11 protein-coding genes are annotated in these 14,056 nt (G+C 68.4%); 2 read left to right on the top strand and 9 right to left on the bottom strand.

Annotated elements, in window-relative coordinates:
- Positions 1 to 30 precede the first annotated feature (30 nt).
- Genes ACOACQ_RS20125 through ACOACQ_RS20110 form a run of 4 tightly spaced genes read right to left on the bottom strand, consistent with a single transcriptional unit; the run spans position 31 to position 3,740 of the window.
- Positions 31 to 1,026, bottom strand: coding sequence for a sulfate/molybdate ABC transporter ATP-binding protein (locus ACOACQ_RS20125; protein WP_378597603.1), 996 nt, complete (start codon positions 1,024 to 1,026; stop codon positions 31 to 33).
- Positions 1,023 to 1,874, bottom strand: coding sequence for a sulfate ABC transporter permease (locus ACOACQ_RS20120; RefSeq protein WP_420289143.1), 852 nt, complete (start codon positions 1,872 to 1,874; stop codon positions 1,023 to 1,025). Before ACOACQ_RS20120 ends, ACOACQ_RS20125 begins: the two co-directional genes overlap by 4 nt.
- On the bottom strand, positions 1,867 to 2,715 hold the full coding sequence (gene cysT, locus ACOACQ_RS20115) for a sulfate ABC transporter permease subunit CysT (protein ID WP_378597605.1): 849 nt from the start codon (positions 2,713 to 2,715) through the stop codon (positions 1,867 to 1,869). The genes ACOACQ_RS20120 and cysT overlap by 8 nt, the downstream gene beginning before the upstream one ends.
- A complete protein-coding gene (locus ACOACQ_RS20110; RefSeq protein ID WP_378597606.1) occupies positions 2,712 to 3,740 on the bottom strand; it encodes an extracellular solute-binding protein in 1,029 nt (342 codons plus the stop codon). The genes cysT and ACOACQ_RS20110 overlap by 4 nt, the downstream gene beginning before the upstream one ends.
- A 319-nt stretch (positions 3,741 to 4,059) precedes the next feature.
- Here ACOACQ_RS20110 and ACOACQ_RS20105 point away from each other — a divergent pair, with 319 nt between their 5' ends.
- Positions 4,060 to 6,063: a 2-oxoacid:acceptor oxidoreductase subunit alpha gene (locus ACOACQ_RS20105; protein ID WP_378597607.1), complete on the top strand. Its 2,004-nt coding sequence runs from the start codon at positions 4,060 to 4,062 to the stop codon at positions 6,061 to 6,063.
- Between the two features lie 67 nt (positions 6,064 to 6,130).
- The gene (locus ACOACQ_RS20100; protein WP_378597608.1) at positions 6,131 to 7,246 is read left to right on the top strand and encodes a 2-oxoacid:ferredoxin oxidoreductase subunit beta; all 1,116 of its coding nucleotides are present in this window, start codon (positions 6,131 to 6,133) and stop codon (positions 7,244 to 7,246) included.
- 67 nt (positions 7,247 to 7,313) lie between these two features.
- Here the strand turns inward: ACOACQ_RS20100 and ACOACQ_RS20095 are convergent, their stop codons facing one another.
- From ACOACQ_RS20095 to nuoL, 5 genes are all read right to left on the bottom strand, one after another.
- Complete coding sequence (locus ACOACQ_RS20095; protein ID WP_378597609.1) at positions 7,314 to 7,826, bottom strand: flavin reductase family protein; 513 nt, start codon at positions 7,824 to 7,826, stop codon at positions 7,314 to 7,316.
- Positions 7,827 to 7,935: 109 nt separating this feature from the next.
- Positions 7,936 to 8,958, bottom strand: a complete 1,023-nt coding sequence (locus ACOACQ_RS20090) for a polyprenyl synthetase family protein (protein WP_378597610.1) — start codon at positions 8,956 to 8,958, stop codon at positions 7,936 to 7,938.
- Positions 8,955 to 10,556: an NADH-quinone oxidoreductase subunit NuoN gene (gene nuoN, locus ACOACQ_RS20085; protein ID WP_378597611.1), complete on the bottom strand. Its 1,602-nt coding sequence runs from the start codon at positions 10,554 to 10,556 to the stop codon at positions 8,955 to 8,957. The genes ACOACQ_RS20090 and nuoN overlap by 4 nt, the downstream gene beginning before the upstream one ends.
- Positions 10,556 to 12,100 carry an NADH-quinone oxidoreductase subunit M gene (locus ACOACQ_RS20080; RefSeq protein ID WP_420289142.1) on the bottom strand — a complete coding sequence of 515 codons (1,545 nt, stop codon included), beginning with the start codon at positions 12,098 to 12,100 and terminating at the stop codon, positions 10,556 to 10,558. The genes nuoN and ACOACQ_RS20080 overlap by 1 nt, the downstream gene beginning before the upstream one ends.
- Entirely contained in the window at positions 12,097 to 14,046 is a 1,950-nt protein-coding gene (gene nuoL / locus ACOACQ_RS20075; RefSeq protein WP_378597613.1) for an NADH-quinone oxidoreductase subunit L, read from the bottom strand. The genes ACOACQ_RS20080 and nuoL overlap by 4 nt, the downstream gene beginning before the upstream one ends.
- Between the last annotated feature and the right edge of the window lie 10 nt (positions 14,047 to 14,056).

Here is a 14,056-nt window from a genome sequence, read left to right as displayed (position 1 = left end):
GGGCGTACGCCCTTGGCGTTGGGTCACTGCTCAGGCGGAAGCGACTCCCAGCACCGGCACCGAGGTGGCGCCGGTGGCGGGGCGCAACCAGACCCGGGTACCGGCGTCCAGCTCGAGCGCCCGCGCGTGCGTGCGGGACAGGACGACCTGCGTGGTCTCCCCCTGGCCCTCGACGTCGACCGTCAGCCGCACCTCGAAGCCCACCCGCAGCGAACGGACGATCGTCCCCGCGAAAGCGGGCGGCGTGCCCGGCGCGACGGCCGGAGACAGGGCCAGCTCGATGTCGTGCGGACGGAGGCGAACGTTGCCGAGCCGGGTGACGTCGCCGAGGAAGCCCATCACGAAGTCGTTGGCGGGCTCGTCGTACAACTGGTCGGGGGTGCCGATCTGCTCGATCCGGCCGTTGTTGATGACCACGATCTCGTCGGCGACCTCCATGGCCTCCTCCTGGTCGTGCGTCACGAACACGGTCGTCACGTGGACCTCGTCGTGCAGGCGACGCAGCCAGTCACGCAGCTCCTTGCGGACCTTCGCGTCCAGCGCACCGAACGGCTCGTCGAGCAGCAACACGCTCGGCTCGACCGCGAGGGCACGAGCCAGGGCGAGGCGCTGGCGCTGGCCGCCCGAGAGCTGAGACGGCAGCCGGTGGGCGAACTGCGACAGGTGCACGAGCTCGAGGAGCTCGGCGACCTTGGCCTTGACCTCGGCCTTGGGGCGCTTGCGGATCTCCAGGCCGAACGCGACGTTCTTGGCGACCGTCATGTGCTTGAAGACCGCGTAGTGCTGGAACACGAAGCCGACGTTGCGCTTCTGCGGGGGCAGCCGGGTCGCGTTGACGCCCTCGATCTCGACCGAGCCACTGTCGGCCGTGTCGAGGCCGGCGATGATCCGCAGCAGCGTGGACTTGCCGCCACCGCTGGGACCGAGGAGCGCGGTGAGCTGGCCCGTCGGCAGGGAGACGTTGATGTCCTCCAGGGCGATGAAATCGCCGTACTTCTTGTTGATCCCGGATACTTCGATGCTCACTTGTGGTCCTCCGGCTTGCGGATGAGCGACACGACGACGAGGGCCAGCACAGAGGCGAGCACGAGCACGAATGCGGCGGCGTACGCCGTCGGCTCCTCGTAGTTGGTGTAGCGGTTCTGGATGAGGATGGTGGCGGTCTCGCCGCGGAACTCGGCGCCGGGGCTGACGATCTTCACGGCCCCGAACTCACCGAGCGAACGGGCCAGGCTCAGCACGACGCCGTACACGACGGCCCACTTGATGCTGGGCAGCGTGATCCGGCGGAAGGTCTGCCATCCGCTGGCGCCCAGGCTGCTCGCAGCGAGCTCGGCGTCGATGCCGATCTCCTCGAGCACGGGCACGATATCACGCACCACCAGCGGCAGGCTGACGAACGCGGTGGCCATGATCAGGCCGGGCGTCGTACCGATGATGAAGATGCCCGCGGACTCCAGGGCACTGCCGAACCAGCCCTGGCCACTGCTGTAGGCCAGCACCAGCGCGAGGCCGACCACGACCGGCGAGACCGACATCGGCAGGTCGACGAGCACCGACAGGACTCGTCGTCCCGGGAACTTGTAGCGCACCAGCAGCAGCGAGATGCCCACACCGAAGACGGTGTTGATGAGCACCGCCCAGAACGCACAGGTCGCGGTCAGCTGGAACGCGTAGGTCACCGACGGGTCCTGGAGCCGCTCGAGGAACGCCGCGATGCCACCCTCGGCACCCCGTTCGATCGGCGCGAACGTCCGCGCAGTGACCTCGTAGAGGGGCCACACGACGAGGACCGAGAGGTAGGCGATGACGAAGAACCGCATCACGTAGGTGACCGGGCCCTTGCGACCGCGGATGGTCGATGTGTCAGCCACGACGCGCCACCCTCCGCGAGACCAGGTCGAGCACGACGATGGTGAAGATCGCGACCAGCAGCAGGAGCACGGCGACCGCCGCAGCTCCGGCCTGGTTGTCGCCCTCGATGAACTTGAGGATCTTCAGCGAGGCGACCTCGGTCTGGTACGGCGTGTTGCCGGAGATGAGCACGAGCGAGCCGAACTCACTGATCGCGCGGGCGAAGCCGAGCGACGAGCCGGCCGTGATCGCCGGCACCAGGCTCGGCAGGATGATCCGGCGGAACGTCGTGAAGCGCGAGGCACCGAGGGAGGCCGCAGCCTCCTCGACGTCCGCGTCCAGCTCGATCAGCACCGGCTGCACGGTCCGCACCACGAAGGGCAGCGTCACGAACAGCAACGCCAGGAAGATGCCCTGGCGGGTGTTCACGATGTTGATCCCGACGGGACTCTCCGGGCCGTAGAGGCTCAGCAGCACGAGGCCGGCCACGATCGTCGGCAGCGCGAACGGGATGTCGATGACGACGTCCAGGATCCGCTTGCCGAAGAACTGGTCACGGACGAGCACCCAGGCCACCACGGTCCCGAGGATGCCGTTGACGATCGTGACGAGGCCGGCCTCGATCACGGTGAGCCGCAGCGCAGCGAAGGTCTGCGCGTCGGTCAGCGTGTTCCAGAACGCGCCCCAGCCACCGGCCGCAGCGGCCCCCACGACCGCCGCGAGCGGCAGCAGCACCAGCACGCTGAACCAGACCAGTGCAATACCGAGACCGATGCCCGAGGCCGGTGTCAGCCGGAACAGCCCACTGGGCCGACTCGACGTGCGAGCCGGCCCAGCAGGTTTGACGAGTACTTCCGTCACTGCTTCGTTGCTTCGGCGTACAGGTTGTCGAAGCGGAGCTTCTCGCCGTCCTTGCCGAACCATTCCTTGGTGACGGCCTTCCAGCCGCCCAGCTCATCGATCGTGTACAACTTCTTCGACGGAGCCGGGAACGGGCTGGCGGGGTCGTTCGCGCCGTCGACCTCGATGCTGGAGATGTCCAGGCCACCGACGGGGCGGAAGCCCTTCTTCACGAACTCGGTCTGGCCGGCGTCACTGAGGACGAACTCCAGCCAGTCGCTGGCGACCGGGTCGGCGTCCTTGAGCACGGCGCCGGGGTTCTCGATCAGGAACGTCGTGTCGGGGAGGATGTAGTCGAGGTCCTCGCCCTTCTGCTTGGCCAGGATGGCCTCGTTCTCGTACGTGATGAGCACGTTGCCGACGCCCTTCTTGAAGGCCTCGGTCGCCTCACGGCCGCTGGCGGCCCAGGTGGTGACGTTGGCGAAGACCTTCTTGAGGTACTCGTCAGCCTGCGCCTCGGTCTGGCCGAGGGCCAGCGCGTGGGTGTAGAGCGCGAGGATGTTCCAGCGGGCGGCGCCGGAGCTGGCCGGGTCGGCGGTGATCACGTTGACGTCGTCGCGGGTCAGGTCTTCCCAGCCCTTGATGCCGAGCGGGTTGCCCTTCTCGACGGCGATGACGGCCACCGAGGAGGAGACGATGCCCTTGTTCGGGCCGGCGTTCCAGTCCTCGTCGACGAGGCCGGCGTCGACCAGGCGGGTCACGTCACCCTCGAGGGAGAAGTGGACGTAGTCGACGTCCTTGCCCTTGGTGTCGGCAACCTTGCGGCTCTGCTCGCCCGAGGCGCCGTACGAACCGGAGAACTTGACGCCCTTGCCCTCGTCGGTCTTGTTGAACTCGTCGGCAATCGCCTCGTTGGCGGCCTGCGGGACGGCGAAGCCGTAGATCCCGATGGTGTCCGCACTGTCCGAGCCGCCTGCGCTCGAGCACGCAGACAGCGCCAGTGCGCCGGTCATTGCCAGGGCCGCAGCCTTGATCACTCGCTTCATTGCACCCATTCCTTGCTTCAGGCCGGCCCCACGCCGGTTCTATAAACTCGAGTGGAATAATACACATTAGAGAGATAGTGGTCGCAGTTTGAGATGGAATGGTCCAGAACGTGACCGACCTCACGGCGCGCCGCCGCCCAAGAACTGGCTTCACGGGGGGCTGGCTGCGCGGGCGGACTATCGTGGGAGGGCCGCTGCGCACGTCGCCAGCCAGGCGAGGACTGGACACCTGTCCGCCAAAAGTGGAACACGTTCTAGATTCGACCTAGAATCGTCCTCACCTGTCGCTGCTGCGACGCCGACCAGCGGCAGCCGCCTGATGTTGAGAGAAGTGGACCGAAGCGTGAGCCAGACCAAGCAGGTCAAGCAGCTGGACCGGGTGATCATCCGGTTTGCCGGTGACTCCGGTGACGGCATGCAGCTGACCGGTGACCGTTTCACCCAGGAGTCGGCCGTCTTCGGCAACGACCTGGTGACCCTGCCGAACTTCCCTGCCGAGATCCGGGCCCCTCAGGGCACGCTGCCGGGGGTGTCGTCGTTCCAGATCCACTTCGCCGACCACGACATCCTCACCGCGGGTGACCGCCCCGACGTGCTGGTCGCGATGAACCCGGCCGCCCTGAAGGCGAACCTCGGCGACCTGCCCAAGGGCGCGGCGATCATCGTCGACACGGCCGACTTCACCAAGCGCAACCTCGACAAGGCCGGGTACGACGCCAACCCGCTCGACCAGCTCGGCGAGGTCAACGACCCGCTGGCCGACTTCCAGGTCCACCCGGTCGACCTGACCGGCATCACGGTCGAGGCCGTCAAGGAGTGGGGCCTGTCCCGCAAGGACGCCTCGCGGGCCAAGAACATGTTCGCGCTGGGCCTGCTGTCCTGGATGTACGGACGCCCGACCGAGCCCACCGTGAAGTTCCTGGAGAAGAAGTTCTCCAAGGTGCCCGACATCCTCGGCGCCAACCTGGCCGCGTTCAAGGCCGGCTGGAACTTCGGTGAGACCACCGAGACGTTCGTGGTGCAGTACGAGATCAAGCCCGCGAAGATGAAGTCCGGGACGTACCGCAACATCACCGGCAACCTGGCGCTCTCCTACGGCCTGGTTGCTGCGGGCGTGCGGTCGGGCCTGCCGGTGTTCCTGGGTTCGTACCCGATCACCCCGGCCTCCGACATCCTCCACGAGCTCTCGCGCCACAAGAGCTTCGGCGTCACCACACTGCAGGCCGAGGACGAGATCGCCGGCGTGGGTGCCGCGATCGGCGCCTCGTTCGCCGGGCACCTGGGCGTCACGACCACCTCGGGCCCGGGTATCGCACTGAAGGGCGAGGCGATCGGCCTGGCGGTGATGACCGAGCTCCCGCTGCTGGTCGTCAACGTGCAGCGCGGTGGCCCGTCCACCGGCCTGCCGACCAAGACCGAGCAGTCCGACCTGCTGCAGGCGATGTACGGCCGCAACGGTGAGGCCCCGGTGCCGATCGTCGCCCCGCAGTCGCCCGGTGACTGCTTCGCCGCCGCGGTCGAGGCCGCCCGGATCGCGGTCACGTACCGCACCCCGGTGATGCTGCTGTCCGACGGCTACCTCGCCAACGGTTCCGAGCCGTGGGCGATCCCCTCGATCGACGACCTGCCGGTCATCGACCCGAACTTCGCCACCGAGCCCAACCACGCCTCGGCGAAGAGCCTCGCTGATGGTGGAAGCGGGGAGCCGGACGAGTACTGGCCCTACCTGCGTGACGAGGAGACCCTGGCCCGTCCGTGGGCGATCCCCGGCACCGCCGGCCTCGAGCACCGCATCGGCGGGCTCGAGAAGGGCGAGGGCCACGGCAACATCTCCTACGACTCGGTCAACCACGACCGGATGGTGCGGATCCGCCAGGAGAAGATCCAGCGGATCGCCAACTCCCTCCCGCCCCTGGAGATCGACGACCCGTCCGGCGAGGCGAAGGTCCTGGTCATCGGCTGGGGCTCGACGTACGGCCCGATCGGTGCCGCCTGCCGTCGGGTACGTCGCGCCGGCTACAACGTCGCGCAGGTCCACCTGCGCCACCTCAACCCGTTCCCGAACGACCTCGGCGCCATCCTCAAGTCCTACGACAAGGTGCTGGTCCCCGAGATGAACCTCGGCCAGCTCTCGAAGATGCTGCGCGCCGAGTACCTCGTCGACGCCATCGGCTACAACCACGTCTACGGCCTCCCGCTGAAGGCGGCCGAGCTGGCCGAAGCCGTCGGCGCGCTCGTCGGCGAGGCCGAGGGCAAGGACGTCGACCTCGGCGAACACGGACTCAATCCGCCTGCCGACCACGAGGAGGCACCCGTCTCATGAATCACCCCACTCGATTCTTGACCTCCCCCGCTTCGCTCCTCCGCTCAACAATCGATCGGGGACCCCGATGACGACCATCGACCTGCCGCTCCCCGGCGCCCGCACCGGCACCGAGCTGGTTCCCGCCGTCGACGAGGGCGTGACCCAGACCGCCAAGGAGTTCACCTCCGACCAGGAGGTCCGCTGGTGCCCCGGGTGCGGTGACTACGCCGTCCTCAAGGCCGTCCAGGGCTTCCTGCCCGACCTGGGCCTGCGCCGCGAGAACATCGTGTTCGTGTCCGGCATCGGCTGCTCCAGCCGGTTCCCGTACTACCTCGACACCTACGGCATGCACTCGATCCACGGCCGTGCGCCGTCGATCGCCACCGGCATCGCCACCGCCCGCGAGGACCTGTCGGTCTGGGTCGTCACCGGTGACGGTGACGCGCTCTCGATCGGTGGCAACCACCTGATCCACGCGCTGCGCCGCAACGTCAACATGACGATCCTGCTGTTCAACAACCGGATCTACGGCCTCACCAAGGGCCAGTACTCCCCCACCAGCGAGGTCGGGAAGGTCACCAAGTCGACGCCCGTCGGCTCCCTGGACCACCCGTTCAACCCGGTGTCCCTGGCCCTCGGCGCCGAGGCGTCGTTCGTCGCCCGGACCATCGATTCGGACCGCAAGCACCTCACCGCGGTGCTCGCCGCAGCTGCCGCCCACCGCGGCACGTCGTTCGTCGAGATCTACCAGAACTGCCCGATCTTCAACGACGGCGCCTTCGACGCCATCAAGGGCATGGGTGACCACAAGGGCGAGAAGGACTACGCGGTCATCCCGCTGGTCCACGGCCAGCCGATCACCTTCGGCGTCCGCGCCGAGGCCGGCCTCGGCGACAAGGCACTCGTGCGTTCGGCCTCGGGCAACGTCGAGGTCGTCGACACTAGCTCGGTGAGCGCCGACCAGGTCCTGGTCCACGACGCGCACGACCCGGACCCGTCCACGGCGTTCGCGATCAGCCGGCTCACCGCGGCCGACTACCTCAACCGCAGCCCGATCGGCATCTTCCGCCAGGTCGAGCGGCCGACGTACGACGACCAGGCTCGCGCTCAGGTCAGCGACGCGGTCAGCAAGGTCACCGGGACCGCCGAGGACCGTCTCTCCGCGCTGATCAACGCCGGCGACACCTGGACCATCGACTGATCTTCACGCGGGTGTCTCGCGCGGCGGAAGCGGGGTGCACGCCCCGCCGCGCGAGACAGTCAGGGGGTCAGGCGGACCGTTCGATGCGACCGAAGCCGCTGCGGTGGAAGACGAGGGGATGTCCCTCGGCTCCGTGCTCGGCGTGGTCGACGGCCTCCACCTTGAGCAGCACGATGACGTGGTCGCCGGCCTCCACCTCGCGGTAGAGCGAGCAGGAGAACCGGACCAGTCCCTCGTCGAGGGTGACCGCACCGTCGTCCGCCACCGTCAGGTCGATGCCGGTGAACCGGTCGGCGACCGGGCCCGACAACTGGCGACAGAGGTTGCCGTGGTGATCGGCCAGGACGGTGACACCGAAGTGCCGGGCGCGGCGCAGGTCGGGCCACGTCTTCGACGTGTGCGCCACCGACACCGAGACCAGGGGCGGGTCCAGGCTGACGGTGGTGAAGGAGCTGGCAGCCAGTCCCACGGGCACGCCGTCGACGTCGGCAGCAAGCGCGACCACTCCGGTCGGGAAGACACCGAACGCCCGACGCAGCGCGACGGGGTCGAGGTCCTGATTGGTGGCCAAGGTGCTCATCGCGATCAAAGTTAGTTGATCTGCTACAGATTGACGAGGTCGTGCGGCAGCGGTTCGGCCGAGCCCGTGGAAGGCTCCACCGATCAGCGAGCCTCGACCGGCGGAGGGGTCAGGCGGAGCGGACCGCGACGACGTCGGCGAACGCCTCGAGCGCGGAGCGCACCGAACCCTCGGGCAGCACCGAGAGGAGCTGCTTGGCCTCCTGGGCACGCGCGACGACGTACGACCGGGCTTCCTCCATTGCCGGGTGCTTGCGCAGCAGGCCCAGCGCTTCGGCGTGCAGGTCGGCGTCGCCGGCGAGGTCGGACTTCGCGGGGTCGAGCAGCTCGAGCAGGCGCGCGTCGCCCGGGTCGGTCGACGCCCGCGCCATCAGCACGGGCAGCGTCGGGACGCCCTCCTTGAGGTCGGTGCCGGGCGTCTTGCCCGACTCCTCGGTCTCGGAGGCGATGTCGAGGATGTCGTCGGAGAGCTGGAACGCCGTACCGACGAGCTCGCCGTACTCCTTCAGCGCGGACACCACGGACGGGTCGGCACCGGAGAACAGGGCGCCGTAGTGGGCGGACGTGGCGATCAGCGAACCGGTCTTGCCTGCGACGACCTCGAGGTAGTGCTGGAGGGCGTCGTCCTCGGGGCCGGGGGTCACCGTCTCGAGGATCTGGCCCTCGACGAGGCGCGTGAAGGTCTCTGCCTGGATCCGCACGGCCTCCGGGCCCAGCTGGGACGTCAGCTCGGAGGACTTGGCGAACAGGAAGTCCCCGGTCAGGATCGCGACGAGGTTGTCGTAGCGCGAGTTCGCCGAGTCGGCGCCGCGACGCAGGTCCGCCTCGTCCATGACGTCGTCGTGGTACAGCGAGCCGACGTGGGTGATCTCGACGACGCAGGCCGCCGTGAGCACCTCGGGAGCGTCCGGGCGCGGTCCGACCTCGGCCGCGAGCAGCACCAGGAGCGGGCGGAACCGCTTGCCGCCAGCCGCCAGCAGGTGGCGTGCCGCCTCCGTGACGTACGGCGCCCGGCTGGTCGCGTGACCGAAGAGGGCCTCTTCCACCGTCGCCATCCGCTCCCGGAGGCGCTCGGCGAGGGCAGTGTCGACGATCGGCAGGGCCAGTTCGGCCGGGCTCGCGGAAGCACTCACCTGATGAAGTCTCCCGCATTCGTCACCAGGTCCAGCACCGGCCCCGGCACGATGCCCAGCACGAGGGTCGCGGCCAGGCACACGATGATGGTGCCGGAGGTCAACAGCGAGGACGCGGTGACCTCTCCGGCGCCGTCAGGGTGGGTCTCGGTGAAGAACATCAGGCGGATGTGCCGGACGTAGAAGCCGACCGCGATGACGCTGGACGCGATCGCGACGAGGACGACCGGCCACGCGCCCGCCGACATGGCGGAGGTGAAGACGGCCCACTTGCCGATGAAGCCGGCGGTGAGCGGGATGCCGGCCATCGACAGCAGGAAGAACGCGAATGCTCCGGCCACGAGCGGCGAGCGACGGCCCAGGCCGGCCCACCGGTCGTAGTGGGTCGCTTCGCCACCGGCGTCGCGCACCAGCATCACGATCGCGAAGGCACCGATCATCGAGAAGCCGTACGTCGTGAGGTAGAACAGCACGCCCTCGAGGGAGGTGTACTGCCCCTTCGCCAGCTCGTCGGCCCCCTGCACACCGAGGACACCGACCAGCAGGAAGCCGGTGTGCGCGACCGAGGAGTACGCGAGCATCCGCTTCACGTCGTTCTGTACGGCGGCCAGGACCGCACCGACGAGCATCGACGCGATCGCGACGACCCACAGCATCGGCACCCAGCTCCAGCGCTCGCCACCGAAGGCGACGTACATCAGGCGCAGCAGGGCGCCGAACGCGGCGACCTTGGTGCCGGCGGCCATGAAGGCCGTGACGGCGGTCGGGGCCCCCTGGTAGACGTCGGGCGTCCACGCCTGGAAGGGTGCGGCACCGATCTTGAACAGCAGGCCCACCGCGAGCAGCGCGATGCCGGCCAGGAGCAGGCCGTGGTTCGGCCCGCCCGCGCGGACGGCTTCGTTGATGCCGGCGAAGGTCACCGACCCGGAGTAGCCGTAGACCAGCGCGGCGCCGTACAGGAAGAAGCCGGACGCGAAGGCGCCGAGCAGGAAGTACTTCATCGCCGCTTCCTGGCTGAGCAGGCGACGCCGGCGGGCGAGGCCGCACAGCAGGTACAGCGGGAGCGAGAGGACCTCGAGCGCGACGAACATCGTCAGCAGGTCACCCGACGCGGGGAACAGCAGCATGCCGCCGACCGCGAACAGCATCAGCGGGTAGACCTCGGTGTGCTCGAGGCCGCGGGTCGAGGCCTCGCGCTCGGTGTCCGTGCCGGGGAGGGCGGCCGCCTGGCCGGTGAAGGCAGAGACCCCACCCTCGAGGCGCCGCTCGGCGAACAGTGCGACGCCACCGATGGCGAAGATGAGCACCAGCGCCCAGAGGTAGACGGTGGGACCGTCGACGATGACGCTGCCCTCGGCCCCGACGATGCCGCGGCCGTCACTGCCACCCGCGCCGCTGTGCTCCTGGAGGTCAGTGCCGACGACGATCGTGGAGACCAGTGCGGCGACGAGCACCGACAGGGCCAGCGTGATCTGCGGGATGCGGCGGGCGCCGCGGGCGAGGAAGGCCTCGATCAGGACGCCGACGCAGGCGCCACCGAGGACCAGGAGCAGCGGGAGGAGCTCGAAGTACTCGACCTCGGGCTTGGTGAACTCCATCAGTGCGCCTCCCCTTCGGACGTGCCCTCGAACCTGAACCAGCCCTCGACGGCCGGTGGGTCGTCATGGACCCCGACCTGCTCGAGCAGGTCACCGACCATCGGGTTCGCCGCATCGAGCAGCGGCGCAGGGTAGAAGCCGAAGAACACCAGCGCCGCGATCAGCGGCGCCACCGCGACGATCTCGCGAACGCCGAGGTCCTTGGTGTCCTCGAGGTCTGCCGAGGTCGGGCCGGTCATCGTGCGCTGGTACATCCACAGCACGTAGATCGCCGACAGGACGACCGCGGTGATCGCGATCGCGCCGACGTACCAGCCGTAGTCGAAGGCAGCCAGCAGCACCAGGAACTCGCTGACGAACGGCGAGAGGCCCGGCAGGCCGAGGGTGGCAAGACCTGCGATCAGGAACAGGCCGGCCAGGATCGGGGCGACCTTCTCGATGCCGCCCATCTCGCTGATCAGCGAGGTGCCGCGACGGTCGTAGAGGTAGCCCGCGACGAGGAACAGCGCCGCCGTGCCGAGACCGTGGTTGACCATGTAGAGGATCGCGCCCGTGCCGCCCTGCGTGCTCATCGTGAAGATGCCGAGCGTGATCAGGCCGAAGTGGCTGAGCGAGGTCAGACCGATCAGGCGGAACACGTCGTCCTGCCCGATGGCCACCAGGGCGCCGTACACGACCGAGATCAGGGCGAGGACGACGACCAGCGGGGTCGCCCACTGCGACGCCTCGGGGAAGATCCCGAGGCAGAACCGCAGCATTCCGAACGTGCCGATCTTGTCGAGGATGCAGACCAGCAGCACACCGGTGCCGGGGGTCGCCTTCTCGGTGGTGTCGGCCAGCCAGGTGTGGACCGGGAACAACGGTGCCTTGATCGCGAAGGCGATGAAGAAGCCGAAGAACAGCCAGCGGCCGGCCTCGGTGCCGATGTCGAGCTTCTCGAGGTCCTTGAGGAGGTACGACGGCTCGCCCGCCTGGGCGGAGACGACGTACAGGCCGATGACCGAGGCGAGCAGGATCAGGCCGCCCGCGAGCTGGAACATCAGGAACTTGAGGGCTGCCGCGCCCCGTCCCTCGCGGCCGAATCCGCCGACCAGGAAGTAGGCCGGGATCAGGGTGGCCTCGAAGACGACGTAGAACAGGAAGACGTCCGTGGCGCAGAACACCGCGAGCGACAGGCCTTCCAGCGCCAGCGCCCAGGCGACGAACGCCTTCGCACCGGCACCGTTGGCGTCGTCGGCCTTGAGCCACTCGGCACCGAGCACGACCGGCACGAGCAGCACGGTGAGCAGCACCATCAGCAGGCCGAGGCCGTCGAGCCCGAAGGCGTAGTGCACGCCGAACGCCTCGATCCAGTCGTGCACCTCCTCGAACTGGCGGCCGCCGTCGACGTCGTAGTTCAGCGCGATGACCAGGCCGAGGACCAGGGTCGCGAGCGCGACGGTCAGGCCGGTGACCTTGCTGACCGCGGCGGGCAGCAGGGCGACCGCGATGGCGCCGGCAATCGGGAGCCAGACCAGCAGGCTCAGGATCGGGAAGTCGTTCACGAGTTCACCGCCACGAGGGTCAGGACGAGGATGACCGCGCCCACGAGGATGGACAGTGCGTAGGTGCGGACGTAGCCGTTCTGCAGCCGGCGGATCCACTCACCGGTACCGGTGAGGATGGTCGAACCGCCCGTGAAGGCGCCGTCGACGAGCGTCCGGTCACCGGCCACCAGGGCCGTGACGGTTGCCTTGCCCGGCGCGACCACCAGTCCGTCGTTGATCGCGTCGCCGTACAGGTCGGCACGGGCCGCCTTCGTGGCGAAGGAGACGTCGGCCGGCGCGGTCCGCGGGACGTCCTGCTTGCCGACGAGGAACCAGGCGAGCCCGACACCCACCGCGACCACCGCGACGGTGATCAGCGTGATCACGATGACCGGGATCGGCGGCTCGTGGTGCTCGGCGTGGCCGACGACCGGGCTGAGCCACTCGACGATCCAGTTGCTGGCGAGCATCAGGCCACCGAGGACCGACAGCGCGGCGAGGACGATCAGCGGGATCGTCATCACCTTGGGGCTCTCGTGCGGGTGCACGCCCTTCTCCCAGCGCTTGTTGGTGAAGTAGGTCATCAGCATCAGGCGGGTCATGTAGAAGCCCGTGATGCCGGCACCCAGCAGGGCGCAGATGCCGACGACCGGGTTCTCGATCAGGGCGACCTCGATGATCTTGTCCTTGGACCAGAAGCCCGAGAACGGCGGGAAGCCGATGATCGCGAGGTAACCCATGGCGAAGGTCAGGAAGGTGACGGGGAGCAGCTTGTTCAGGGCGCCGTAGTGGCGCATGTCCACGTCGTCGTCCATCGCGTGCATCACCGAACCGGCGCCGAGGAACATGTTGGCCTTGAAGAAGCCGTGCGTGAGCAGGTGGAAGATCGCGAACGCGTAGCCCGCGACACCGAGGCCGGCGCCGAGCATCATGTAGCCGATCTGGCTCATCGTGGAACCGGCCAGGGCCTTCTTGATGTCGTCCTTCGCGCAACCGATGATCGCACCCCACAGGAGCGTCACCGTGGCCACGATGACCACCGCGGTCTGGGCGTTCGGCGCGAGCTCGAAGATGAAGTTGGAGCGGACCACGAGGTAGACACCGGCCGTGACCATGGTCGCTGCGTGGATCAGGGCCGAGACCGGGGTCGGGCCCTCCATCGCGTCGAGCAGCCAGGCCTGCAGCGGCACCTGCGCGGACTTGCCGCAGGCACCGACCAGCAGCAGCACGCCGATCCAGGTCAGCGTGGTCTCGCTGGCACCACCGGCGAGTGCACTGACGCCACTGAAGCTCGTCGTACCGAAGGTCACGAACATCAAGAAGATCGCCAGGCCCAGGCCCATGTCGCCGACCCGGTTGATGACGAACGCCTTCTTGGCCGCCGCCGCGGCGGACGGCTTGTGCTGCCAGAACCCGATCAGGAGGTACGACGCCAGGCCGACGCCTTCCCAGCCGAGGAACAGTCCGACGTAGTTCTCCGCGAGGACCAGCATCAGCATCGCGGCGACGAACAGGTTGAGGTAGGCGAAGAAGCGCGACCGGCGCGGGTCGTGCTCCATGTAACCGACGGAGTACAGGTGGATCAGCGCACCGACGCCCGTGATGAGCAGCAGGAACAGCGAGGACAGCGGGTCGTAGAGCAGGTCGAGCCCGACGTCGAGGTGGCCCGCCTCGATCCACGTCCACAGGTGCTTCGCGACCTGCCGGTCACCTTCGTCGCGGCCGAGCAGCTGCAGGAACATCACCAGGCTGAGCACGAAGGAGCCGGTGATCGTCGCCAGCCCGATCCAGTGGCCGTAGGCCTTGGTCCGCCGGTTGCCGAGCAGCAGGAGCACGGCGGCGCCGAACAGCGGCAGCGCGATGATCAGCCACAGCAGGTTGAAGATGCCGTCGGCCTCGCTGGGTGCGACGACGGGGATGTGGGTCTCGCTGGAAGCGAGCGCGACAGCAGAGAGTGCATTCATGGTCCGGTCC

The sequence above is a fragment of the Nocardioides sp. CPCC 206347 genome, assembly GCF_048654605.1.
Classification (GTDB): domain Bacteria; phylum Actinomycetota; class Actinomycetes; order Propionibacteriales; family Nocardioidaceae; genus Nocardioides.
This window is presented reverse-complemented; position numbering and strand designations above follow the sequence as displayed.